The sequence below is a fragment of the Microbacterium sp. BWT-B31 genome, assembly GCF_041379855.1.
Classification (GTDB): domain Bacteria; phylum Actinomycetota; class Actinomycetes; order Actinomycetales; family Microbacteriaceae; genus Microbacterium.
Window position 1 is genome coordinate 1 of sequence record NZ_JBFECU010000021.1, and the last position, 22,556, is coordinate 22,556.

A 22,556-nucleotide genomic window follows, 5' to 3' on the forward strand; every position below is an offset into this window, starting at 1 on the left:
ACCGGAGACCCGCCACCGCAGCGCCACGCGGCCATTGTCGTACCCTCACAGCAGAATCAGCACCACACCCCCGGCAACGACGCCGAACACCCCCGATCAACGGCCCGATGAAAGATCGAGGCTGGCCGGTGATGTGGTCGCCCGCATCGACGGTGTGGACCGAGCGTGTGGCGGCCGCGGCATCCCCCGCCCTCGTCGGCCAGCCCGAGAGCTTCACCCGCACGCCCGTCGTGTTCGCGGTGCCTGAGACGATGGCGAAGGCCCTGGGCTGGCCCGATGCCGACATCGGGATCGCCGACTTCGAGCGGCTCTGCCAGGATCCGTCAGGCTGGGGGAGTGTCGGCAAGCCGCTGTGGGGCTCGTTCAAGATCTCGAAGACCAACCCGAACACCTCCACCACGGGCCTGTCGATGATCCTCATGCAGACCTACGAAGCCGCCGGCAAGGCCGACGGGCTCACGGTCTCGGACGTCGATGCCGCGGGGGAGTTCTCGCGCGTGTTCGAGGAATGCGTCATCCACTACGGCGACACGACCGGCAAGGTGCTCACGCGCCTGTACGACGACACGCAGAACGGCGCGGGCGGCTCGGGCTATGTGTCGGCCGTCGCGGTCGAAGAGACCTCGCTGCTCAACTACAACCAGGGCAACCCCGACTCGCACACCGTGCAGCCGGGCGAGAAGCTCACGCCTCCGAAAGAGAAGCTGGTCGCGGTCTATCCGGCAGGCGGGTCAATGTGGTCCGACAATCCGATCACGGTCCTCGGCGCCCCGTGGGTGACCGACGCGCAGCGCGAGGCTGCCGGCGCGTTCGCGGCATTCCTGCAGACGGCGCCCGCGCAGCGCATCCTTCCCGACTTCGGCTTCCGGCCGCTGGACTCGTCGGCGCCGCTCGGCGAACTGTTCACTGCGGCGTATGGCGTCGATCCCGCCGGCCCGGCCGTCACCCTTCCGAGCCCCGGGGTGGACGTCGTGTCTGCGGCGATCGACCAGTGGACGCAGATCCGCAAGCCTTCGTCGGTGCTCGAGCTGATCGACATCTCGGGATCGATGGACGAGGGCATCGGCGACGGACGGTCCCGCCTCGACGGCGCGATCGAAGGCGCCCAGTCGACCCTCGGGCACTTCCGCTCCAGCGACGAGATCGGCGTCTGGGCGTTCACGACCGGGGTCGAATCCTCCGCCGGCCGCAACATCGTCGTGCTGCGCGACGTCTCGCCGCTGGCATCCGATCGTGAGAAGGTCGACTCGTCGCTCGACGAGCTGCGCTACGCTCGGCGCGACGGCACGCCGCTGTACGACGCGGTCGCGCTCGCCTACGACGAGATGACCGCGCGCGCCGAACCGGGGCGCATCAACGCGATCGTGCTGCTCTCAGACGGCCAGGACACCGACTCGGCCATCTCGCTCGACTCGCTCGTCGCGCGTCTGAGCAAGTTCTCCCGCGAGGGCGGCGACGACTCCCCGGTGCGCATCTTCCCGATCGCGTACGGCGAGGGCGCCGACACCGGGGCGCTGCGCCGCATCGCCGAGGCGACCGGCGGGCAGTGGTTCGACGCGTCCGACGCCGCGAAGATCGACCTCGTGTTCGCCTCGGTGATCAACAACTTCTGAGCACGACAGGACACAGGATGCCGCATCCGTTCGACGCCGCCGGGTACGTGGACGACGCCGTCGGCGCCCTCGCGCACTCGAACGTCTACGTCTCGCCCGAGGTGGGCGGGTCAACGCAGCTCGCGCACGCGCTCGAGCAGCAGGTGGGGGATGCCTCGATCGGCGTCGTCGTCTTCTCGACGAACGTCGAGCTCGAGGCATCCGATGCCCAGATCCTGGCCGAGCTCGCAGAGTCGACGCCGTACGAGACGATCGTCGTGGCGGTCGGGGACGACCTGTTCGCGGGATCGCGCGCGCTTCCCGCGGGCGAGGCGATGCGGATCGCGAACGAGGCCGAGCAGTCGGCCGGCTCGCTCGATGAGGCCCTCAGCCAGACCGTGCAGCAGATCACGGCGGCCACCGCAGGCGCCGGCGACGGGGGTGGCGGCGACGGCGGACTCGCGATCGGCCTCGGCGTCGGAGTCGCGGTGATCGTGGCGCTCGCAGCGGCGACGCTCACGACGGTGCTGGCGCTGCGCCGGCGCACCAGGCAGCGACCCCTCCCCGATCCGGTGCGCAGCTCGATCGCGAGACTACGCGCCCTCGTCGGGGAGTACTCGGGCGCCGCGGCGCGGGGCACCCAGCAGGCGGGTGAGTTCGCCGGCGAGATCTCGGGCATCGTGACGAACACGACCGAGCTGTTCGTGCGGCTCGGGCGCCGCGGCGACGAGGCGCAACGAGCCATGGCCGCCGTCGAGTACGGCGACACGCTGCGCAAGCTCGCCGCGGCCCTCGACAGGGATTACCTGCTCGACATCCTGACGCACCCGAACCTGTGGGACGACCCCGCCGAGCGCGTGCGCGAGGTGCGGGACTCGGTTACCGCTGTGCAGACCGAGATCGTCGACAACATTCGGCAGGTGAACGCCCGCCGCGGGCTGCTCTTCCAGGTGTCGCTCGACGGCATGATCGGCCGCCGGAAGGAGTTGCGGGAATGGGAGCGGGAGTTCGACCGCGCCGCCGACGACGACCCAGTCGCGCGCGACGGCTGAGGCAGGGTCATCCACCGCGCTGTTGCGGGGGCTGGCACCAGAGCGCGGCGGGGCGCGCGGCCTCTACTCTGGGTTCATGACCACCCCTCCGCAGCCCCCCGTCTACGGCCAGGCCATCCCTCCGCTTCCCATGTCTCCCGCCGACGAGAAGCTGTGGGCGACCCTCGTGCACATCGGCGGCATCTTCTTCTGGTTCCTCTCGCCGCTGATCGGCTATCTCGTGCTGAAGGACCGTGGGCCGTTCGTGCGCGCGCACACCATGACCGCGCTCAACTTTCAGATCACGCTGGTGATCGCAAGCGTCGCCGGAGGCGTCCTGAGCTTCATCGGCGTCGGCGGGCTCCTCATCTTCGCCGCGTACGTGCTGAACATCGTCTTCAGCATCATCGCCGCGGTGAAGGCCAACCAGGGCCAGTGGTACTCCTACCCGGTGGCGATCCCGTTCATCAAGTGAGTCCGCGGCGGGACCGCTCGCGCCCGCGTGCGGCGAAGCTCCAGAGGCGGGATCGATAGAATCGAAGGATGCCGCGGCTCTCGCCGCGCCGCATTCTCACCCCCTTTCACGACCATTGGAGCCACCGTGGCCGAGCAGTCCCGCCTCGACAAAGTGATCGCCCTCGCCCGCCACCGCGGGTTCGTGTTCCAAGCGGGTGAGATCTACGGCGGATCCCGGTCGGCGTGGGACTACGGCCCCCTCGGCGCCGAACTGAAGGAGAACATCCGCCGCCAGTGGTGGCAGACGTTCGTGCGCGGCCGCGGCGACATGGTGGGGCTGGACTCGTCGATCATCCTGCCCAAGCGCGTGTGGGAGGCATCCGGGCACGTCGCGACCTTCACCGACCCGCTCGTGGAGTGCCTGCACTGCCACAAGCGCTTCCGCGCCGACAACCTCATCGAGGACTTCGAGGCGCGCAAAGGCCGCAAGGCCGAGAACGGCCTGGCCGAGATCCCGTGCCCGAACTGCGGCACCAAGGGCCAGTACACCGAGCCGAAGGCGTTCTCGGGCCTCATGAAGACCTACCTCGGCGTCGTCGACGACGAGTCGGGCGTGCAATACCTGCGCCCCGAGACCGCTCAGGGCATCTTCGTGAACTTCTCGAACGTCGTCACGGCCGCCCGCAAGAAGCCGCCGTTCGGCGTGGGCCAGGTCGGCAAGGCGTTCCGCAACGAGATCACCCCCGGCAATTTCATCTTCCGCACGCGCGAGTTCGAGCAGATGGAGATCGAGTTCTTCACGCCGCCCGCCGAGGCCGGCGAATGGTTCGACCACTGGGTCGAGGCCTGCTGGAACTGGTTCGTCGACCTGGGCGTCGACCCCGGCAACATGCGCCGCTTCGACGTGCCGAAGGAGGACCGCGCGCACTACTCGGCCGGCACGATCGACGTCGAGTACCGCTTCGGCTTCCCGGGCAAGGAGTGGGGTGAGCTCATGGGCATCGCCAACCGCACCGACTTCGACCTGTCGAGCCACACCGAGGCCTCCGGCCAGTCGCTGTCGTATTTCGACCAGGCGTCGGGCGAGAAGTACATCCCTTACGTGATCGAGCCCTCGTTCGGTCTTACGCGGGCGATGATGGCGTTCCTCGTCGACGCGTACCACGAGGAGCAGGCGCCCAACGCGAAGGGCGGCTTCGACACCCGCACGGTGCTCGCGCTCGACCCGCGCCTGGCGCCTGTCAAGGTCGCGGTGCTGCCGCTGTCGCGCAATGAGCAGCTCTCGCCGATCGCGCGGGGCCTGGCCGACGACCTGCGCGCACGCGGCTGGAACACTGACTTCGACGACGCGGGCGCGATCGGCCGCCGCTACCGACGCCAGGACGAGATCGGCACGCCGTTGTGCGTCACGGTCGACTTCGACTCGCTCGATGACAAGGCTGTGACCGTGCGCGACCGCGACACGATGGGCCAGGAGCGCGTGCCCCTCGACGCCCTCGAGGCGTATCTCGCCGAGCGCCTGCGCGGCGCCTGACCGGCGCCCCAGCCCCCGACAAAGAACCGAGGCCTGTGATCCGTCGATCACAGGCCTCGGCCTGCGCTGAAGATACGCTCCAGCGCGGCGCAGCGGGCGGACTCTGGGGATTGGTGCCCGTCCGCTGCGCCGGTCTTTGCGGCTAGCGGCGTCGTGCGCGGCGAGTCACCATCAGTGCGGCACCGAGCAGCAGGACCGCCGCTCCGCCGACCGCCCACGGGAGGACAGGGGCCGAGCCGGTGCTCGGCAGGGCCGAGATCCCGGGTGTGCTCGGAGTCTGCGGCGTGCCGGGGTCGACCGGCTCCTCGGGGTGGGTGTACAGGTTGGTGATCGTCAGCGATGCCACCTCGTCCTCGGCGATCGACACGGACCCGCTCGTCTCATAGCCGTCCCACGCGTAGTCGTCGTCGGCGAAGTCGGTGGGCTGCGGGGTCAGCCACTCGTCGGTGATGTCACACTCAGCGCCGACGGGCACTCGATCGATCACCACGGGTGCGCTGATCGTGACGGGAGCGAGTCCCTGGGCCACGGTGAAGCCGTCGAGCGCGCACACGTACTCCACCTCGTAGACACGCTCGTCGCCGCCGGTGTAGCCCTCCGCAGGCACGCCGGGGCGCGGGGCCACGTCCTTGCGGATCTCGACCGAGCCGAGCAGGGTCACCACGTGGGGGTGGTACTCGTTCGTGAAGGTGCACGTGATCGGCGACGCCTCGGGATCCTGCACCGACAGGTCGCCGCGGCCCAGCGATACGTTGCCGTCGCGGATGAGGGTGAGCGGGTTGCCGAGGCCGTCGACACAACTGACGTCGACGAGGTCCCAGTCGTCCGGGCGATCACTCTCAGAGATCGTGATCGACTCGCCCGCCGTGAAGGTGGCCGTGGTCGATGCTGCCGCGCCGATGCCGAGTCCGGTCGGCGTCAGCGTGAAGTCGTTCGCCCACGGCGAGCCGAGTGTGCCGCTGGTCGAGGTGAAGTCGAACGAGGGCACCACGTCGGGCTGGGGCCCGGGTGCGGTGGCGACCTTGACGATGGTCAGTTCACGCACCTGCTCGACGTGAGCGTACAGGCACGCGTAGTTCGACTGGGCCTCGAAGGTCGAGAACTGCTCGAAGGGCACCGTGGCGTCGATGGTCTCGGGGCAGGCGACGTCCGGGTCCACGTCGGTGAACCCGTCGATGATCAGCGTGTGCTCCAGGCCGTCCGCCGTGGTGAACGACTGGTCGCCCACAGTGTTGAGGAAATCGACGATGTCATTGCTCTCGGGCGGTCCGGGCTGGTTGGGCGTCTCATGGAGTCGCCACTCGAAGGCGAGGTCCATGCCGAGGAGTTGGACGTCCAACGTGCCGTGGTACCACTCGTTGGGCTCGAGCACCGGGTTGTTGCGGTGGATCAGACGGCCGAGGTTGAACAGCGGCCCCGTCTCGATCTCGGAGACCGAGGCGGGTGCGAAGCCGATCGCGCTCTGCGTGGTGAGGTCCAGGTCGGAGGAACACCTCGGCGTGCCATTGCCGTCGGCTGTAGCGGCCCCGTGGGCGGTGTAGACGGTGGTGCCGGCAGTGCCCCACTCGGTGTAGCCGTCGGAATAGGCGGCAGCACTGTCGCCGACGTATCCGTGGACGTTGCCGATCACACCCGGCGCCGCGTCGCTGGGGGCGGCGCCGTAGCGCACGCAGTCGTACACCTGCGGGTCCGGAGCGGTGTCGCCGTCCCACCCCGTGTGGAAGGCGAGTCGTGCCCTCACGCCGTCATCGACGGGCACCGTGATCGTCTCCGCAGCGGCGGGCGCGACATCCAGTGCGAGCTGGGCTCCCGGGATCATGCCGACCAGCAGCACGCCGACCCCGATGAGGGCCGCTCCCGGTGCCTTCTTGGGCTTGTGGACAGGACTCTGTGCGCGCGAGAGCGCGGACAGGTTCGCCATGGAATCTCCTCATGCCGCGATGCGTACGACGACGCACCACATGCCCGGTCGGCGCCCCAGATCGCCCCGTGACCGGCTCAGGTTAAGAGAAAGGAACATCCGCGGATCATTACGCGAGTTTGAGAATTTTCCTCCAAAACGACCGATGCCCCGCCCCGGCGCGCGCCGGGGCGGGGCATCGGTCGTTCGTCAGCCCTGCGTGGCGTGCCCGTTCGGCGGGGTGGGCGATGCCGACGAACCCGCCTTGAGCGCGAAGCCCTGCAGCAGCGTCGTCAGGTCGAGCCCGGTGAGGCTTTTGACGACCTCGGTGCCCTCGCCGAGCACCTTTCCGACGGTCTTGGTCATCTCGGCTGCGCCGTCGGTCGAGACGACGGTGAGCGTCCCGATCGCGCCGATCGGCTCGGCGGCCGCGCGCACGATCTCGGGCAGCCGCGAGATGATCTCCTGTGCGAGGGCTGCCTCGCCGTACTTCTGCAGTGCGAGAGCCTTCGCATCGGTCGCGGCCGCCTCGGCCAGACCCTCGGCCTGCACCGCCGCGGCGCGCGCCTCGCCCTCGGCCTTGATGCCGGCGGCGAGGGCGACCTGCTTGTCGCGTTCGGCCTCACCCGCGACACGCACGGCGGTGGCCTGCGCCTCGGCGGCGAAGCGCACGGCCGTCGCAGACGCCTCGGCGTCCTGCACTGCGGCGACCTTGTTCGCCTCGGCGATCTTGGTGCGCTTGTAGGCGTCGGCCTCGGTGGCCGCGTTGGCGGCGTCGCGCAGCGCGGTGGCGCGCTGCACCTCGGCATAGGCCTCGGCTTCGGCGGGCTTGCGCACCTCGATGTCGAGCTTCTCCTGCGTGACGAGGGCCTGCTCGGTGAGCGCCTCACGCTCCTGCACGGCGACCAGCTTGTCCTGCTCGGCGGTCGCGAGCTGTCCAGCGGCCTGCGCCTCGGCGTTCGCGCGGTCGGTCTCGGCCTTGATGGCGGCCTGCTTGAGGCTGAGGGCCTTCTGGCGCTCGGCGATCTGCTCGGATGCCTCGATACGGGCGAACTCGCTCGCACGGGCCGCCTCGGCCTCGCTGATCTCTGCGACCTGGCGGGCGCGTGCGGCCTCGGCACGGCCGAGGTTGGCGAGGTAGTCGCTGCCGGGCGTCGAGATGTCGCTGATGTTGAGCAGGTCCACCTGCAGGCCCTGCTCGACGAGGTCGGTCTTCGTCTCGGCGACCACGCGGTCAGAGAGGCTCTTGCGATCCGAGATGATCTGCTCGATGGTCATGTCGCCCACGATCGAACGCAGCGACCCCTCGAGCGACTCCCTGATGATGTCGGTGAGCGCGGTCTGCTGCGACAGGAAGCGCTGCGCGGCGCGGCGCACGCCCTCTTCGGTGCCCGAGACCTTGAAGTTGATCGACGCCTTGATGGCGATCTTGATGCGGTTCTTGTCGACGCCTTCGACGGTGATGCCGATCTGGCGCTGCTCGAGCGAGATCGAGAAGCCCTGCTGCAGGATCGGCCACACGAACGTGCGTCCGCCGATCACGACCCGCTGACCAGAGGCGGACTCGCCCGCGGCGGGCTTGCCCGCGCCGCGGCCTACGATGACGAGAGCCTCGTTCGGGGGGACGCGCCTGATGCGGCGGGCGATGAACACGAGCAGGCCGAGCACCGCGACGACGAGCGCGACGACGGCGATGATCTGGACGAGATCGACGGGCATGGTGTCCTTTCGGGAGTGGGGAGCCGCGGCGCCAGGCGTCGCGGACGGTGAGGGGGACGCTATTCGGCGACGACCTTGACGCGCGTGCCGTTGTGCTCGACCACGCGGATGCGGACGCCCTCGTCAAGGGTCGTATCGGCGTACGCTAGCCGACGCTCGACCTCGTGGGGTCCGTCGAGGCTCACCTCACCGCCTGCGGGCGAGACGGTCGACCGAGTGACGCCGACCAGGCCCACGGCCGAGGCGGGGACGCCGTCGGAGCTCTTCGTCAGGCGGCGCACGACCACCGCCGCCGCGAGGTACGCGAGCACGGCGAGGACCGCGGCGAGCACGTACGCCCAGATCAGGTCGAGCCCAGCCGAGGTGGTGAGCACGCCCGACGCCCCGAACACGACGGCGGCGATGCCCAGCGCGGTGCCCGAGATGGCTCCATCGCCGATGTCGAAGAAGTCGAAGATGTCGCCCACGATGAGCGAGATCACGAGCACGAGGAGACCGACGCCTCCGATGACGATGAACGGCGTGAGGGCCACCGGGGGTCCTTCCTCGTGACGGATCGCACGGCGGCGTGCGAAGCGGATGCTTCCAGCTTAGGTGCTCGCCCGGGCGGCCTTCGCACGCGCGTGGCACCTGTGGACAACGGGCGTCACAGAGCGGGCGGGTCGAGGCATCCGTCGCCTGCACGACCCGCGTCAGCGTCGCCGGGCAGGATCACCGCCTCGTCGCGCAATCGCGCGCGAGCCGCCTCCCAGGGTTCCGTCATCACACGCCCTTCCGTCGGAATCGCCTGCCAAGCCTGCCGATGTCGGTGGGGCGGCCGGACGGGCAGAATGGAGCAGTGCACGAGGAGCAGCTGCTCGCGACCTGGGCTGAGCGCCTGGGCTTCGCGGAGCTCTCGAAGGAGCCGGGCCTCGTTCACGGGTGGGGCGACATGGAGGTCGCGTTCGGGGTGCGCCACGAGCTCGACGGGTACACGGTCGTCACTCAGAATCGCGGGCACTGGTCGACGACGGGGCACTTCGCGACTCTCGCGGACGCCGATGCCTTCCTTCTCGTCTGCTTCGGAGTGATCTGGCGGGCCGATCGGGGGCTGGAAGACGTCTTTCCGGCGGATCCTGCGCCGCGCGCGACGATCGTACACGCGGATGGTGGATACATCGCGGAGGTGGACGGCCACCGGGCCGTGCTTGCGCGCCGCTCGGACGCCAAGCGGTACACGTACGTCGCCGGAAAGAGCCTGCGCGAAGTGGCCGACTTCCTCCTCGCGTGACGCTGCGGTGCGTCCGCCGATGCGCACCGGGGTGGCTGGGCTCTCCGCGTTCTCGCCGGTGTTGCCCGCCCGCCCGGCTGTTCTAGACGTGAGGGTCAGCGTCGTCGGCTCGCTGGAGGCGTTCCATCTGATCTGCGGCAGGTTCGGCGCTCGACAGCGCGAAAGGCTCGGAGCCGTCCTTCGGCACGGCGATCGGTCCATTTCCTGCCAGCGCAGACAGGATGTCACCGCCCTCGACGAAGGCCCGGCTCTGGTAGCCCTGAACCCACCACCGGCCGAAGTCCTTCGCCTCGCCGACGAGCTCACAGGGGACACCGCCTGACTTCTCGGCGGCGGCGAGCATCTCGCGTACGATCCGCCGAGCGGTCTCTGCATCGATGAGATCAGCCATTCTTTGTCACGATGAGGCCGATCTGCGCGGCCTCCTCCAAACGAGCGAAAGTATCCTGTCTGTGCATCGAGGAATGTGACGCCGTTCCGATCATGGATCACGTTGAAGACATGGGCCGACCCGTCGTCGCGAGCGATGTAGACGATTCCGCGGCTGCCGTCCGGCATCGACGCCGGACCCACTGGTCTCGGTGCGGACGGGCGCCTCGTCGACGAGGGAGTTCACGGGCCCCGGGGCGGTCTCGCCGCGCACGCCGCCGGCGGCGAGGAGCTCGGGCTCGCGCACGGGCGCGGTGACCGACGCATCCGCCCCGCCATCCGCTGCGCGGACGCCGCCGCCCGCATCGAAGCTGCCGGAGGGAAGCTCGACGCGACCGCCCGGGAACTCGAGGGCGGGGATGCCTTCGTCGACACGCGCGGTGACCTGGGCCATGTCGACGCCCCAGTCGTCGAGCGCGCGGAGAGCGGAGGCCGAGTCCGTCGCGGTGTACACCTCGATGTGCGGGACGTCGAGCTTGCCGGCGACGTCCAGACCCCCGATGAGGTTGTCGAGCGAGCCGAGGCCGGTGCCGCCGAGTCGCAGAGCGCCGTTGACAGCCCACGCGCCCGGGTCGACGAGGTCGACCACGCGGGCCATCTTGGAGAGCACGGATGCCGCGGTGCCCGCGGTCTTGACGCCGGTGATGGCGGCGCCGGCGGGGATGACGATCGTGGCGACGTTGAACAGGGACTCGCCGAGGGCGGTGCCGGGGTCGTCCTGCCATTTGTCCCACGCGATGAGCGCCTTGCCGGTGTTCAGCAGCGCGTCGTCGGCGGCGTCGGCGAAGTCGTCGATCGGGTCGGGGAGGAAGCCGTCGCCGCCGAAGGCCTCGATGGTGTCGTCGATGCCCTTGATGATGTTCAGCGGCGGGGTGGAGGCGATCACGAGCCCCGCGGCGAGCATGCCGAGCCCGCCCCACGCGGCACCGTACCCGCCCAGCTGGTCGTACCCGCGCTCTCGCACCAGCCCGGACATTCCGGGCGGCAGCAGCTTCTGAAGGACGACCCTGCTCACCGGCGCGCCCCCGCCGTCGTCATCCGTCCGCACCGGTCGAGCATCGTCATCCGCCAATCATCGGGTACATGGTCTCGGTCACGCTGATGTCGTCGATCTCGGACGGCTGGACCTCCGCATGCCAGCCGTCGTTCTGATTGCCGCGCAGTCCCGCGGCGACGGCCTCGTCGGGACGGTTGCCCGTGTAGAAGATCTCAACCAGGCCGCGACGCGGCCCCGACCTGATCGTCGAGCCGACCGAGACAGGCACGCCATGCCACCGCTCATTCGACGACCTCCCTGAGATGGATCCGCCACACGCCATCGGCGAGCAGGTGCTGACCCGCGCCCGCGCGGCGCGTGAGCACGAGCGCGTCCACCTCAGCGGTGCGGGTCGAGTCCGGTGTCGTCATGAGTGTTCCGTCCGGCAGTGGACGCGTCGAGTCTAGGCGAGGCGGAGCCGCCGGATCCGGACGCCCACGGTCTTCGTCGAAGAACGCCTCCCGTGAACGGGGGCGCGCTCGTTCACCTGCCTCTCACCCCTGAAGCGGGATCTCGCGTGCAGGCCCGAGGATCGCGGCGCGGAGCTCGCGGGGCTCCAGCCGGTGGTAGCGGCTGAACCGCGCTGCCTCGATGTCACTGGCGAACATCCACCGTTCACCCGTGCGGGTGTCCTGCAGGACGAAGCCGTTGTCGAGACCGCCCGAGAGGGCGAACCCCGCGAACGGTTCGGCGATGCCGTCGGGCCCGGTGGTGATCCCGTGACGCAGCGGAGGGAGCCCGCGACGCGCCCGGACCTCGTTCGCGGTGAGCAGGGTGAGGTACCGGTCGACGTCCTCGACGGAGGAGCTCGTGAACACGACGCCTCGGTCCTCATCGCGCCAGGTCTTGTGAATCACCCACTCGTGGTCGTCCTTCGCGATGCGCAGCGTCACCTCGTCGTCGGCGACGGAAAGCCCCGTCGGCTGCTGCTGAACGGCTCGACCGGTCTCCGCAAGCCAGTCCGCAACCGCCGTGAGCCCGAAAGTCGTCATCCGAGCACCTCCAGGTCGATGAGCTCGTCGATGCTCAGGAACACCGCCCGCCCGTCCGCTCCAGTCCTGAAGAACCGGATCTGCCAGCCGCCGCCGGGGTAGCCGAGCGCTTCGTCGATGACGGAGATCTCGATCTGCACGCCCCTCGGCAGCGGAGGCGTCAGATCGAAGGCCGAGTACGGCATGGCCCGATGGCCCGGGGTGAGACCGCGGGCCTCGAATGGCGTACCCTCGACGGTCAGGTAGTCGCCTCCCCAGAGGCCGATGCGGTCCAGGCGGGCGAACTCCGGACAGTCACGAAGCAATGCCTCCGTGCTGTCGTAGTGCACGCCAGAGCCCGCCACCGCACCGTCGTTGGTCGGCCAGCGCACGCCCCCGGTGCTCCCGTCCTCGCCGTCGGGATACGCGTAGACGCCGCGGCGGAGCGCCCGTTCGGTCACGACGCGTCCGTCAGGTGCTGAACGGGCGGTACCGGCGCTCCGCCACCATCTGCTCGAACTCGAGCGCTTGCCGTGCGCTGATCGGCTCGATGTCGGCTTCCAGCGGATTCACCGTCGACGACCAGATCACACGGTTGCGGTCCGCTCGCCATTCACCGACGTCCTTGAGCACGGAATCGACGACGGACTCCCCGTCGCGCACCCGGCGATACAGTGCCCAGGGCACACGCTCGCCGTCTTCAATGCCGAATCGGGCGAAGTACTGCACCCGGGGGTTCTCGACCTGGGCGGGAAGGTCGAGCCACAGACGTCGGAATAACCAGGTGTCGGCCAGCGCCGCGCGGGCTTCCGTCGTGAGGTCGGGGCGCGCCGCCGCGAGGCGGGAACGGAAGGTCTCGCCCGCCGTCTCGGACGGAAGGGGAACGTCACTCATGTCGACGGCTTCGGCCGCCGCGAGGGCCGACTCGACCGCCGGCATCAGATCGACCCGGTGAACCTGCCCGAGCAGCGCCACGGCGTCGCGATCCTCGCGGGGCATCTTGGAAGCGCCGTGGCCGGTGTACGCCACGATCGCCTCGGTGAGCAGAGCTGGACCGATCTCAGCGGACATAGGAACTGAGCACCTCGCCTGTCTCGGCGCTGATCACGGTGATGCGCGTCACATGCTCATTCTGGAGGAGCCGCGGCAACTCGTAGTTCAGCCACACGGAGTGACCGCCGACATTGCCGACGACCGCTGTCACCTCGCCGCGCGCGCCCTCGGCGAGGCGCGAGGACACCGCCCGCCACGTCTCGAGCGTCTGGGGCGACGACCACTCGGACGGCATGTCGTCGAGCAGCCCTTGCCGCGCGAGCGTCTGCTCCAGTGTCGCACGCGAATGCGCCGTCGCCCACGCCTCGACGGAACTCATCGAGCTGGAGCCGGACTTCGTCGGCCCCGACCAGAAGGTCAGCGAGTCGGGGGCGGTGCGGTTGTCGAAGCGGCCCACGACATCGCCGTCCACGAGGCCGGCGTCGAGCGCGTGGGGGACGACGTCCGACGGGATGGACAGGTCGGTCCAGTCGACCGCGGATGTGCCCGAGGGCACCTCCACCTGCCCGAACACGCCGTTCATCGCGCCCTCGAGCTCGGCGAGCCGCTCGGGCGTCACCCCGGGCAGGCGCGCCTCCTCGTAGTCGTGGTGCGTCAGAGACTTGGCGTCGAAGCTCGCGTCGGTGTGGAACTGCACCTCGAACACCTGCCTGGTGGACGGGTCGAACCACGTCGAGTTGATGCCCTGGTATCCCGGCCCGCCCCAGGAGTTCTTCAGATCGCCGACAGGAACGAATCCGCGGTCGGAGAGGTCGCTGATCACGGCGCGGGTGCTGTCGGCGTACGCCGCAGCGTCGGTCACGACGGTGTGGCGGATCGCGTCGTGGGTGTCGCCGAGCGCCCGGCGAACCGCGTCGGTCCCGGGTGCGGCATCGTCCAGCGCCGTGGCGATCTTCCGATAGAGCGACTCGTCGCCCTTCAGACGCGCGTCGAACCCTTCGAGACGGCTCCCGGGGTTCACTTCCACGACGTGCTGCAGCGTCGCCGAGATGTCGGGCTCAGCGGCGCGAGCGCCCGCCAGGAACTCGTCGACGGCCGCCTTCTCGGGCGCACTCAGCGTGAGATCGGGCTGCTCGGGACTGCGCCAGGCCACCTCGCCCGGGTCCGAAGCGGCCGGCGCCGGCGAGGTGGACTCGCTCTGTGAGCCGCTGCCACCCGCCGAGGCGGACCCGTCGTCGGCACTGCTGCCGGGGTCGGACTCGCCGTGCCCGCCGAGCGAGCCGTCATCGGCGGATCCGCCACCGTATGCGCCGGAACCGCCGCCGCCGTCGGGCCCGGAAGCGGAGCCGCTCCCGGACGCGCCCGTCTCCGACTCGCGTACGACGGTGCTCTCGCCCGGTCCGCCAGTGTTGGTGCGCACGGGGGCGTCGTCGACGATCGTGTCGACAGCCCCGGGGCCGGTCTCGCCCCGCACACCGCCGGCCGCGACGAGCTCGGGTTCGCGGACGGAGCCGTCAGAGGAATCTCGCGCGCAGGCCCGCGGCTCGTACCGGATCTCGCCATGCGCCTTGGCGACCACCGCCACGCCGGGCTGATCGTGCCCCACACCCCGCCGACGACCACGCCTTCCCAGAGGAAGTCTTTGAACACGAACTTCGCGGTCGCCTCACCACACCCCTCGGTGCGCTCCACCTCGGCACCCCAGGGCATCTCGGTGCCCTCAGGAATCTCCGACAGTCCGTACCCGTTCGCGTCGTTCTCCGACTGGAACGCGCGCAGCTTGCCCGCCCCGTACAGGGCGCGGATCTTGTTCGCACACGCCCGCTCGGCCTCCCACAGCAGCACCTGCTGGGCGTTCACCGCGGCGATCAGCTCATTGTTGCGGTCAACCGCATCCTGATCTTCATGCCACTCCTTCGTGACATACACATACTTCGGGATGTCGGTGTGCACCGCCGTCGCGGGAGCCGACCGCGACTGTCCGTACGCCGGATACCCCGACCCCGCCGTCGACGTCGTCGCCCCGTACGCACCCTGTGCGCGCACCCACGCCTGATTCAGCCCCAACGAATCCCTCATTGGCGTCAAGACTGTTGCGAGTCCCACGCCTCGAGATACTTGTCCGGGATCCGCAAACGGACCTTCCGATCGAGTTCATCGAGAATCCGGTCGAGGTCATCGATTGACTGGCCAGAATCCGGGTCGAGCACAGGCACGAAAGTATCGCCGAGCGGAACCCCAAATCCGAACATGCCTCGGTCGTATCCGAAACTAATGATCCAGTATTCGTAGAGCGCGAACGACGCTTGTAGCACAGCGTGTTCACCCTCACGCCGTTCCCGAATCGTGAAGCCAGAGACTGCCCGACCGAACCGCGCGCGTAGAGTGCCGTTCAGTCTCCTTGCGAGGGTCAGCATCGGCTCATCGGATGGCATGCCAGCCTCCAAATCCGTCAGGCTCGATCATGTAGCCGTGGTCCTCCAAGTAGACCTTCTCCCGATGCAGGAAGGTACCAGTGTTGTCCGCCGCACGCGGGTCATGACTGAAGGTGATATTCAGATCCCGCGCGATCGCGTCGTCGAGCGCGGGGCGGTTGAAGAGCTCGGACATGTCGTCGACGGGCGAGAGGTCATACCGCGTCTTCGCCGCATCCCAGTCGCCGCCCATGTCGAAGTACATCGCGTCGGAGCGTTTCGCGACAGCAAGGTAGGAACTGTCATCGTTCGTCCAACGCCCGAGCACGAGCGTGTTCGAATGCGGGTTATGGAGCGACTCTTCCCGCAGCTGGAGATATTCATCGACAGGGATGCTCGACCCGCGGACCCCTGGTCATACCGCACGACATCGGTGCCCTCGAGCTCGATGCCGCGAGGAAGCCACAACGACTGGCTGTTGACGTCGACGGCCTTGCCCTGAAGCACGGCGGCGGCCGGGGAACCAACATCGCCTCCGTCGCTGTTCTTCGACATACCTCCAGGGCCGTCCCGAAGCCCGCCTGCCGATCCCCCAGTTTCGGTCGGTGGGTCGCTCGGCCCGTCATTACCACCAGCATCGGGGTTGGTCTCGCGGACGATCGTGGACTCGCCCGCGCCACCGGTCTCGTGGTGCACGGGCGCGTCGTCAACAACGGAGTTGACGACACCGGTGCCGGTCTCGGCGCGGGCACCACCCGCGGTGACGAGCTCGGGTTCGCGTGCAGGCACATGCACCGCAGCATCCGTCGTGCAGCGGTGTACTGCCGTGTCGAAGGTACCTGCGGGCATCTCGATCCGGCCGCCGGGGAAGTCGAACACGTCGTTGCCGGCCGCGTCGACGCGGGCGGTGACATCGGCGGGGTCGATGCCGAACTCGTCGATCAGGTTCATGCCATGACCGACATCGGTCGCGGCATACACGTCGATATTCGGGAGGTCGAAGTCGAACGACTTGCCCAGACCATTGATCAGGTTGTCGAGCGAGCCGAGCCCGGTGGAGGCGAGCCGGAGGGAGCCGTTGACGGCCCATGCGCCCGGGTCGACGAGGTCGACCACGCGGGCCATCTTGGAGAGCACGGATGCCGCGGTGCCGGCCGTCTTCACCCCGGCGACGGCCGCGCCACCGACCGGGATCAGGAGCGTGCCGACGTTGAACACGGATTCGCCGAGCGCGGCGCCGGGGTCGTCCTGCCACTTGTCCCACGCGATGAGGGCCCTACCAGTGTTGAGGGCGGCCTCGTCGGCCTGCGCCTTGAAGTCGCGCACACCGTCGGGGAGGAACCCGCCGCCGGACGTCTCCATGGCCTGGTCGGCCCACAGGATCGGGCCGAGCACGGGGGAGTTCATGACGCCGGACGCGGCGAGCAGGCCGAGGTTGCTCCACGCGGCCCCGTACGCGTCACCCGAGAACCAGTCGCCGGTCTCGGGGTTGTAGCCGAACACGAGCGTGCCCACGCCCTGGACCGTGCCCCACACCCCGCCGACGGCGATGCCCTCCCAGATCAGGTCCTTGAACACGAACTTCGCGGTCGCCTCGCCGCACCCCTCGGTGCGTTCCATGGGCGCGCCCCACGGCATCTCGGTGCCCTCGGGGATCTCGTCGAGCCCGTACCCGTTGCGGTCATCCTCGGACTGGTAGGAGTGCAGCGCGGTAGCGCCGTACAGCGCGCGGATCTTGTTCGCGCAGGTGCGCTCAGCCTCCCACAGCGCGACCTGCTGCGCGTTCACCTGGGCGATGAGGTCCGTGTTGCGGTCGATCGCGTCCTGGTCTTCGTGCCACTCCTTCGTGACGTAGCGGTACTGCGGAACGTCACTGCCGGTGCTCGGCGTGCCGCTCGTCGCGCCGTACGCGTTCCACGAGCCCGAGTACGACGCGCCGGAGGTGCCGTAGCCGTGACGCGGGGCGCCATTCGCGGGCACTGGACCATCCGCGCGCGGCACCGCGGTAGACCGCGAGGAACTCCTGCGGGGCGTCGGCGTGGACACGCCAGACCTCCGCGCCGGGCGGGTACCGGGTCGTTGACAGCGTCCAGACCGGGACGATCGTCTCGTTCACCGGACGCAGGAAGCCCGCCGCAAACGACGGCCACGGGCGCTCGGCGCCGGTCGGGGCCGCCAACGTCGCGCAACGCGGCATCGCGAATCGCACCACATCGATCCAGGGGCTCGCGTCGTCGGCGATGCCGTAAGCCGCGCGCAGCGCGCCGGGCGTGCTCAGCGCGGCTGCGGCGGCTGCCTCCACCACGTACCCGCCGAGCTGGTCGTATCCGCGTTCTCGCACCAGCCCGGACATTCCGGGCGGCAGCAGCTTCTGAAGGACGACCCCGCTCACCGGCGCGCCCCCGCCGTCGTCATCCGTCCGCACAGGTCGAGCATCGTCATCCGCCAATCATCGGGAACATGGTCTCGGTCACGCTGATGTCCTCGATCTCGGACGGCTGGACATCCGCATACCAGCCATCTCTCTGATTGCCGCGCAGTCCCGCGGCGACGGCCTCATCGGGACAGTTGCCCTTGTAGAAGATCTGAACCAGGCCGCGACGCGGTCCCGACCTGATCATCTCGCCGACCGAGACCGGCACGCCATGCCACTGGCCGCGCACCTCGCGCTGGTACGCCGCGTCGAACGCGCTCGTGGGAAGCATCACCCACGGATCGGCCGGATCGGCGCTGAACTCAAGCGCCTCGGGAAAGCGTGCCAGCGTGAGCTCGCCGCTCACGGTGACGCGCTTGTAGGTGCCGCCGCCGGAGCGGTACAGCAGCTTCTGGCCCCGGTACTCGAAAAACCGGGCGGTGGTCATGAACTCTGTCATCAGCTTCCCTGGCGGATCCACACCTCATCGCGCAGCACCGCGTACAGCCGCTGCGTCCCATCATCGAGCACTTCCCACACCTCGGCCCCATCGCGCATCTGGACCTCGTCCGCGCGATACTCCGGAATGATATCGTCCGGGGCCGCCAGGAACCCGTTCCCGGTGAAGGGAGGGCTGTAGTCGTCGATCGTGCCGTCGCCGCCCATCGAGCTGTGCAACTGCGAGTCGACCGTGTTCGTCCCGTTGCCGAGATCGAGGTTGTCGGCTTGGAATCGCAGCACGAAGGCCGAGCCGTCTCCGGAGGAGAAGTTCGTGCCGGGATAGTCCAAGCGCAGGGCGCCGAAGAAGTCCCGCGGCGTCGCGAGGTGAGCCGTGTCCTCGACCACCGACACGGACCCGCTGATCTCACGGAGGTCGCGGAGCACCATATTCTCGGCCTGGCCGAAGACCAGCGTCACGCTGCCGTCGGGTCCGACCTCGAAGTGCGGCTGGTCCATCACCTTCTGGAACACGGTGTCGGGGGTGATCTGGGCGGTGAGCGCGTCGCGCACGTCGTTGATGAGAAGACGCTCACCCGCCGACAGCGACCTGATCGGCTTGTTGATCAGGTCGATGAACTGCGCCCGCGTCACTCCGTGGCTCTTACGAGTCAGGTCAGAAAGCCTCCCCACCCGAACTCATGGAGAGAAGACCCGACCGAGCCCGGGAAATCGTGACATCAATAGGCGAGAGCCTTCTCAAGCCGATTCAATCGACGAGACTGTCAGATATCTCAGACTGCCACTCTTGAACGATATCCGCTGCGGTCAACGAGGAATGATTCGTATACTGCATTTCATACTCGTAAGACGCGTCTAGAGAGCCGTCGGCAACCACATAGTGAAGCTTAATTTGAGTCGGCAAAGGTCGATCATACTTCTTCGCAGCATCTTTCAACCTAAGGAGTTGCTGATTTCCGTACTTCACAAGTGCACGCTGACGCGGAATCGATGTGTCAATCCCCGCGATCTTGTGACGTTCAGCAACCTTGCCGTCTACCACGAAGAAAGGATCGTACTGAAAAACCCCGCCTTCGGTAGTGCAGTAGACATAAACATCACTGGCGCGACCGTCCACATATTCGAGAGCAGCCGCAATCATCTCGCTTTGCACGTCGGCAAGATCGTGCTCAAAACTGCCACTGTTCACCGATTGACATCCCTACTCATTGGGTATTGTCTTGCTTTTGAAAAGACCATCTATGGTATATTCTACCTCAAATTCGATGGGACGCCCAGTGCTTGAGTCCGTCTTGACATAGACGTCAACAGAAACATCTAGCGGGCCGCCCGGACGATCGGGATCCAGTGCCTTGAACCACTCAATCTCGATCTTGCGGTAGGTGCTGAGATTGACTCCGCGCAGCTGGGAAACCAAGTTGTCTATGTACTTTGATCCACCGAAGAGATCCCCAGCCAAATGTCCAGCATGGTCGGCTTCGAGTTTGCCCGGGGTGTTCGGATCATGGTTGAGTCTGCCATCGTGCACTTTTAGCTGCAAACTATCGGCATGGAAACTCGAAATGCACCCGTGCTCGTCAGTCGTGTAGATGTACTCGTGTTCGCCCGCTTGATACCGCACATTGGGCTTGAGTGTTCCGTCAGGATTGAACTGCTCGCCGTTTCGCATAATAGGCGCGTTCGCGACGTCAGAAGCATCGTGAATCGACCCGTCCGAACCATCGCCGTCCCCACCGTGGCGGGCGTCACCGCGGTGTGGCGAACCGTCAGACGTCCCGCCGTCGCTGTCGTGTCCGTCAGGCGCACCAGTCCCATCGCCCCCGTCGCCGCCGTGTCCCGGGTTGCTGGTCTCATGCGGGTCTGTGTCCACGTTGTCGTGGTCACTGACCGGGGGCGTCGTGTCGTGCGGGACGGTCGGTGCGTCGGGTTCGCCGACGTGGACGCGTTCTGGCCTGGCGTCGGTGTGGAACTGGACTTCGATGATCCGGCCGGTGCCGGGCTCGACCCAGTTGCTGTTCTCGGCGTGGGCCAGCGTGAGGTCGGCCTGTTCCGAGCTGCGCCAGGCGACATCACCCGGTTCGTCGGCGGCACCGGGCGCGGCGCCGTCTCCATCACCACCGATGCCGGCGGCGCCGTCGCCACCCGAGGCGGGAACGTCGTCGACCGCGGAGCCGTCGGCACCCGACGCGCCGTCGCCGGCGGAGTGCGAGCTCTCGGCGTCCGAACCGTCCGATCCCGTTCCGCCGTGCGATGAGCCGCTGTCGCCGGTGGCGGTCGTCTCGGGTTCGCGTACGACGGTGGTCTCGCTCGAACCGCCGGTCTCGGTGCGCGCCGGAGCCTCGTCGACGGTGGAGTTCCCCGGGCCGGGGCCGGTCTCGGCGCGGACGCCGCCGGCGGCGACCAGTTCGGATTCGCGGACGGGCGCGTGGGTGGCGGCATCTGTCCCGCTTCCGCCGTGGATGGCGGCGTCGAACGAGCCGGCGGGGGTCTCGATGCGGATGCCGGGGGCTTCGAGGACGGGGATGCCGTTGTCGACGCGGGCGGTGACGGTGTTCAGGTCGATGCCGGCGTCGTCGAGGAGGTCCATGGCGTGGGCGGCGTCGGTCGCTGCGTACACCTCGATGTGTGGTGGGTCGAGCTTTCCGGCTACGTCGAGGCTACCGATGAGGTGGTCGAGCGAGCCGAGGCCGGTGGAGGCGAGTCGGAGGGCGCCGTTGACGGCCCATGCGCCCGGGTCGACGAGGTCGACCACGCGGGCCATCTTGGAGAGCACGGATGCCGCGGTGCTCGCGGTCTTGACACCGGTGATGGCCGCTCCGGCGGGGATGAGAATGGTGGCGACGTTGAACACGGACTCGCCGAGGGCGGTGCCGGGGTCATCTGCCCATTTGTCCCACGCGATGAGTGCTTTGCCGGTGTTCAGCAGGGCGTCTTCCGCGGAGTCCAGGAAGTCACCCGCCGGTCCGCTGATGAATCCCTCACCGCCGGTGACGGTCTCCATGATGTTGTCCGCAACCGTGATCGGACCCAACGTGGCCAGCCCGACGGCGAGCATGCCCAGCCCGCCCCACGCGGCCCCGTACGCGTCACCCGAGAACCACTCGCCGGTCTCGGGGTTGTAGCCGAACACGAGCGTGCCCACGCCCTGGACCGTGCCCCACACCCCGCCGACGGCGATGCCCTCCCAGATCAGGTCCTTGAACACGAACTTCGCGGTCGCCTCGCCGCACCCCTCGGTGCGTTCCATGGGCGCGCCCCACGGCATCTCGGTGCCCTCGGGGATCTCGTCGAGCCCGTACCCGTTGCGGTCATCCTCGGACTGGTAGGAGTGCAGCGCGGTAGCGCCGTACAGCGCGCGGATCTTGTTCGCGCAGGTGCGCTCAGCCTCCCACAGCGCGACCTGCTGCGCGTTCACCTGGGCGATGAGGTCCGTGTTGCGGTCGACCGCGTCCTGGTCTTCGTGCCACTCCTTCGTGACGTAGCGGTACTGCGGAACGTCACTGCCGGTGCTCGGCGTGCCGCTCGTCGCGCCGTACGCGTTCCACGAGCCCGAGTACGACGCGCCGGAGGTGCCGTAGCCGTAGCCGCTGCCGTTCAGGGCGGTCCACGAGGGGTTCAGCTCCCGCACGCGCACCCCGTTCGCGACGGTGGTGTCCACGAACGTCTGCGCCTGGGTGCGCAGCGCGTCGAGTTCGGCCTTGATCGGCCGTACGTCGGCGGCGAACTGCTTCAGTGCTGCCGAGACCGTCTCGAGGTTGTCGCCGGCCTGCGTGGCCTGCGACGAGACCGGCTGCATCAGCCCCAGCAGCGTGCCCGATTCGGGAGCCGAGTACACCCCCGCCATGCCCTGCCACTTCAGGTGCACGTTCGAGCCGTTGCTACGCACCTCGGCCGCGAGCGTGGCGACCGTCGACGCGTTCGTCTCGATGGCGTCGGGGTCGAGGTCCTTGCCTGGGATGGATGCCGGATCGATCGCGGACGGCACTCACATCACCCCCGGGGGCAGGTCGGGCGGGTACACCGTGGCCACCGACGCAGACTGCGCATTCGCCGCCATCTCCAGATCCCCGGCCACATACGCCTCGGTGGCCTTGACGACACCGGACGCCGCCGCACCGATGCGGGTATTCATCCCCTGGATGCGGGGGCCTTCCTTCTGCGTGAAGTACGCCTGCACCGCGTCGGAGATCGCCGCGGACTGGGTCGCCACGACCGCCCCCTCCAGTGCGGGGCTCAACCCGTTCAGCGCTTCACCCAGCGCGACGGCGTACGTGTTCACGTCGGTGAGGACGGCCACGACCCCCGACGGCTGAATACTCCAGGACGTCATCGATATGGT

Annotated in this window: 25 protein-coding genes; 6 read left to right on the forward strand and 19 right to left on the reverse strand. The window is 68.4% G+C overall.

Annotation, left to right across the window (positions count from 1 at the left end; all coding sequences use genetic code 11):
- Positions 1 to 131 precede the first annotated feature (131 nt).
- The 4 genes from AB1K54_RS15770 to AB1K54_RS15785 all read left to right on the forward strand — a co-directional run bounded on the left by AB1K54_RS15770 (position 132) and on the right by AB1K54_RS15785 (position 4,613).
- Positions 132 to 1,613 carry a substrate-binding domain-containing protein gene (locus AB1K54_RS15770; protein ID WP_371203711.1) on the forward strand — a complete coding sequence of 494 codons (1,482 nt, stop codon included), beginning with the start codon at positions 132 to 134 and terminating at the stop codon, positions 1,611 to 1,613.
- A gap of 17 nt (positions 1,614 to 1,630) precedes the next feature.
- Positions 1,631 to 2,644 carry a hypothetical protein gene (locus AB1K54_RS15775; protein WP_371203712.1) on the forward strand — a complete coding sequence of 338 codons (1,014 nt, stop codon included), beginning with the start codon at positions 1,631 to 1,633 and terminating at the stop codon, positions 2,642 to 2,644.
- A 76-nt stretch (positions 2,645 to 2,720) separates the two neighbouring features.
- Positions 2,721 to 3,098 (forward strand): DUF4870 domain-containing protein, encoded by a 378-nt coding sequence (locus tag AB1K54_RS15780; protein ID WP_371203713.1) that lies wholly within the window; start codon positions 2,721 to 2,723, stop codon positions 3,096 to 3,098.
- Between the two features lie 126 nt (positions 3,099 to 3,224).
- Positions 3,225 to 4,613 (forward strand): glycine--tRNA ligase, encoded by a 1,389-nt coding sequence (locus AB1K54_RS15785; protein WP_371203714.1) that lies wholly within the window; start codon positions 3,225 to 3,227, stop codon positions 4,611 to 4,613.
- 142 nt (positions 4,614 to 4,755) lie between these two features.
- Here AB1K54_RS15785 and AB1K54_RS15790 read toward each other — a convergent pair whose 3' ends face one another.
- From AB1K54_RS15790 to AB1K54_RS15800, 3 genes are all read right to left on the reverse strand, one after another.
- Positions 4,756 to 6,534, reverse strand: coding sequence for a choice-of-anchor K domain-containing protein (locus tag AB1K54_RS15790; protein WP_371203715.1), 1,779 nt, complete (start codon positions 6,532 to 6,534; stop codon positions 4,756 to 4,758).
- A 189-nt stretch (positions 6,535 to 6,723) separates the two neighbouring features.
- Entirely contained in the window at positions 6,724 to 8,232 is a 1,509-nt protein-coding gene (locus tag AB1K54_RS15795) for an SPFH domain-containing protein (protein ID WP_371203716.1), read from the reverse strand.
- Positions 8,233 to 8,291: 59 nt separating this feature from the next.
- Entirely contained in the window at positions 8,292 to 8,765 is a 474-nt protein-coding gene (locus tag AB1K54_RS15800) for a hypothetical protein (RefSeq protein WP_371203717.1), read from the reverse strand.
- 305 nt (positions 8,766 to 9,070) lie between these two features.
- On the opposite strand from AB1K54_RS15800, the gene AB1K54_RS15805 reads away from it, so the two are divergent.
- Positions 9,071 to 9,502 (forward strand): hypothetical protein, encoded by a 432-nt coding sequence (locus AB1K54_RS15805; RefSeq protein WP_371203718.1) that lies wholly within the window; start codon positions 9,071 to 9,073, stop codon positions 9,500 to 9,502.
- Between the two features lie 82 nt (positions 9,503 to 9,584).
- Here the strand turns inward: AB1K54_RS15805 and AB1K54_RS15810 are convergent, their stop codons facing one another.
- From AB1K54_RS15810 to AB1K54_RS15845, 8 genes are all read right to left on the reverse strand, one after another.
- Complete coding sequence (locus AB1K54_RS15810) at positions 9,585 to 9,893, reverse strand: YrhB domain-containing protein (protein WP_371203719.1); 309 nt, start codon at positions 9,891 to 9,893, stop codon at positions 9,585 to 9,587.
- Positions 9,894 to 9,983: 90 nt separating this feature from the next.
- On the reverse strand, positions 9,984 to 10,979 hold the full coding sequence (locus AB1K54_RS15815) for a hypothetical protein (protein ID WP_371203720.1): 996 nt from the start codon (positions 10,977 to 10,979) through the stop codon (positions 9,984 to 9,986).
- A gap of 13 nt (positions 10,980 to 10,992) precedes the next feature.
- On the reverse strand, positions 10,993 to 11,196 hold the full coding sequence (locus AB1K54_RS15820) for a hypothetical protein (protein ID WP_371203721.1): 204 nt from the start codon (positions 11,194 to 11,196) through the stop codon (positions 10,993 to 10,995).
- Positions 11,197 to 11,209: 13 nt separating this feature from the next.
- A complete protein-coding gene (locus tag AB1K54_RS15825) occupies positions 11,210 to 11,338 on the reverse strand; it encodes a hypothetical protein (RefSeq protein WP_371203722.1) in 129 nt (42 codons plus the stop codon).
- Between the two features lie 123 nt (positions 11,339 to 11,461).
- Positions 11,462 to 11,959: an Imm61 family immunity protein gene (locus AB1K54_RS15830; RefSeq protein WP_371203723.1), complete on the reverse strand. Its 498-nt coding sequence runs from the start codon at positions 11,957 to 11,959 to the stop codon at positions 11,462 to 11,464.
- Positions 11,956 to 12,399 carry a glycohydrolase toxin TNT-related protein gene (locus AB1K54_RS15835; protein ID WP_371203724.1) on the reverse strand — a complete coding sequence of 148 codons (444 nt, stop codon included), beginning with the start codon at positions 12,397 to 12,399 and terminating at the stop codon, positions 11,956 to 11,958. The genes AB1K54_RS15830 and AB1K54_RS15835 overlap by 4 nt, the downstream gene beginning before the upstream one ends.
- A 10-nt stretch (positions 12,400 to 12,409) precedes the next feature.
- Entirely contained in the window at positions 12,410 to 12,967 is a 558-nt protein-coding gene (locus AB1K54_RS15840; protein WP_371203725.1) for a hypothetical protein, read from the reverse strand.
- Positions 12,968 to 12,998: 31 nt separating this feature from the next.
- Positions 12,999 to 14,516, reverse strand: a complete 1,518-nt coding sequence (locus tag AB1K54_RS15845; protein ID WP_371203726.1) for a hypothetical protein — start codon at positions 14,514 to 14,516, stop codon at positions 12,999 to 13,001.
- 333 nt (positions 14,517 to 14,849) lie between these two features.
- On the opposite strand from AB1K54_RS15845, the gene AB1K54_RS15850 reads away from it, so the two are divergent.
- The gene (locus AB1K54_RS15850) at positions 14,850 to 14,987 is read left to right on the forward strand and encodes a hypothetical protein (protein WP_371203727.1); all 138 of its coding nucleotides are present in this window, start codon (positions 14,850 to 14,852) and stop codon (positions 14,985 to 14,987) included.
- A 28-nt stretch (positions 14,988 to 15,015) separates the two neighbouring features.
- Here AB1K54_RS15850 and AB1K54_RS15855 read toward each other — a convergent pair whose 3' ends face one another.
- The 8 genes from AB1K54_RS15855 to AB1K54_RS15890 form a co-directional block, all read right to left on the reverse strand.
- On the reverse strand, positions 15,016 to 15,366 hold the full coding sequence (locus tag AB1K54_RS15855; protein ID WP_371203728.1) for a hypothetical protein: 351 nt from the start codon (positions 15,364 to 15,366) through the stop codon (positions 15,016 to 15,018).
- 120 nt (positions 15,367 to 15,486) lie between these two features.
- Positions 15,487 to 17,325, reverse strand: a complete 1,839-nt coding sequence (locus AB1K54_RS15860) for a hypothetical protein (protein WP_371203729.1) — start codon at positions 17,323 to 17,325, stop codon at positions 15,487 to 15,489.
- Complete coding sequence (locus AB1K54_RS15865) at positions 17,216 to 17,770, reverse strand: hypothetical protein (protein WP_371203730.1); 555 nt, start codon at positions 17,768 to 17,770, stop codon at positions 17,216 to 17,218. The genes AB1K54_RS15860 and AB1K54_RS15865 overlap by 110 nt, the downstream gene beginning before the upstream one ends.
- A 13-nt stretch (positions 17,771 to 17,783) precedes the next feature.
- Positions 17,784 to 18,218, reverse strand: a complete 435-nt coding sequence (locus AB1K54_RS15870) for a hypothetical protein (RefSeq protein ID WP_371203731.1) — start codon at positions 18,216 to 18,218, stop codon at positions 17,784 to 17,786.
- Positions 18,218 to 18,850: a hypothetical protein gene (locus AB1K54_RS15875; protein WP_371203732.1), complete on the reverse strand. Its 633-nt coding sequence runs from the start codon at positions 18,848 to 18,850 to the stop codon at positions 18,218 to 18,220. Before AB1K54_RS15875 ends, AB1K54_RS15870 begins: the two co-directional genes overlap by 1 nt.
- A gap of 115 nt (positions 18,851 to 18,965) precedes the next feature.
- On the reverse strand, positions 18,966 to 19,406 hold the full coding sequence (locus AB1K54_RS15880) for a hypothetical protein (RefSeq protein WP_371203733.1): 441 nt from the start codon (positions 19,404 to 19,406) through the stop codon (positions 18,966 to 18,968).
- 12 nt (positions 19,407 to 19,418) lie between these two features.
- Positions 19,419 to 22,202 carry a DNA/RNA non-specific endonuclease gene (locus AB1K54_RS15885; RefSeq protein WP_371203734.1) on the reverse strand — a complete coding sequence of 928 codons (2,784 nt, stop codon included), beginning with the start codon at positions 22,200 to 22,202 and terminating at the stop codon, positions 19,419 to 19,421.
- A complete protein-coding gene (locus AB1K54_RS15890) occupies positions 22,203 to 22,547 on the reverse strand; it encodes a DUF6507 family protein (RefSeq protein ID WP_371203735.1) in 345 nt (114 codons plus the stop codon).
- Positions 22,548 to 22,556: the final 9 nt, after the last annotated feature.

Excerpts from the sequence above, each read along its gene's own strand:
- AB1K54_RS15890 (WP_371203735.1), bottom strand. The coding sequence starts at position 22,547 with ATGACGTCCTGGAGTATTCAGCCGTCGGGGGTCGTGGCCGTCCTCACC.
- AB1K54_RS15870 (WP_371203731.1), bottom strand. The coding sequence starts at position 18,218 with ATGACAGAGTTCATGACCACCGCCCGGTTTTTCGAGTACCGGGGCCAG.
- AB1K54_RS15775 (WP_371203712.1), top strand. The coding sequence starts at position 1,631 with ATGCCGCATCCGTTCGACGCCGCCGGGTACGTGGACGACGCCGTCGGC.
- AB1K54_RS15810 (WP_371203719.1), bottom strand. The coding sequence starts at position 9,893 with ATGGCTGATCTCATCGATGCAGAGACCGCTCGGCGGATCGTACGCGAG.
- AB1K54_RS15790 (WP_371203715.1), bottom strand. The coding sequence starts at position 6,534 with ATGGCGAACCTGTCCGCGCTCTCGCGCGCACAGAGTCCTGTCCACAAG.
- AB1K54_RS15795 (WP_371203716.1), bottom strand. The coding sequence starts at position 8,232 with ATGCCCGTCGATCTCGTCCAGATCATCGCCGTCGTCGCGCTCGTCGTC.
- AB1K54_RS15780 (WP_371203713.1), top strand. The coding sequence starts at position 2,721 with ATGACCACCCCTCCGCAGCCCCCCGTCTACGGCCAGGCCATCCCTCCG.
- AB1K54_RS15770 (WP_371203711.1), top strand. The coding sequence starts at position 132 with ATGTGGTCGCCCGCATCGACGGTGTGGACCGAGCGTGTGGCGGCCGCG.
- AB1K54_RS15830 (WP_371203723.1), bottom strand. The coding sequence starts at position 11,959 with ATGACGACTTTCGGGCTCACGGCGGTTGCGGACTGGCTTGCGGAGACC.
- AB1K54_RS15855 (WP_371203728.1), bottom strand. The coding sequence starts at position 15,366 with ATGCCATCCGATGAGCCGATGCTGACCCTCGCAAGGAGACTGAACGGC.
- AB1K54_RS15825 (WP_371203722.1), bottom strand. The coding sequence starts at position 11,338 with ATGACGACACCGGACTCGACCCGCACCGCTGAGGTGGACGCGCTCGTG.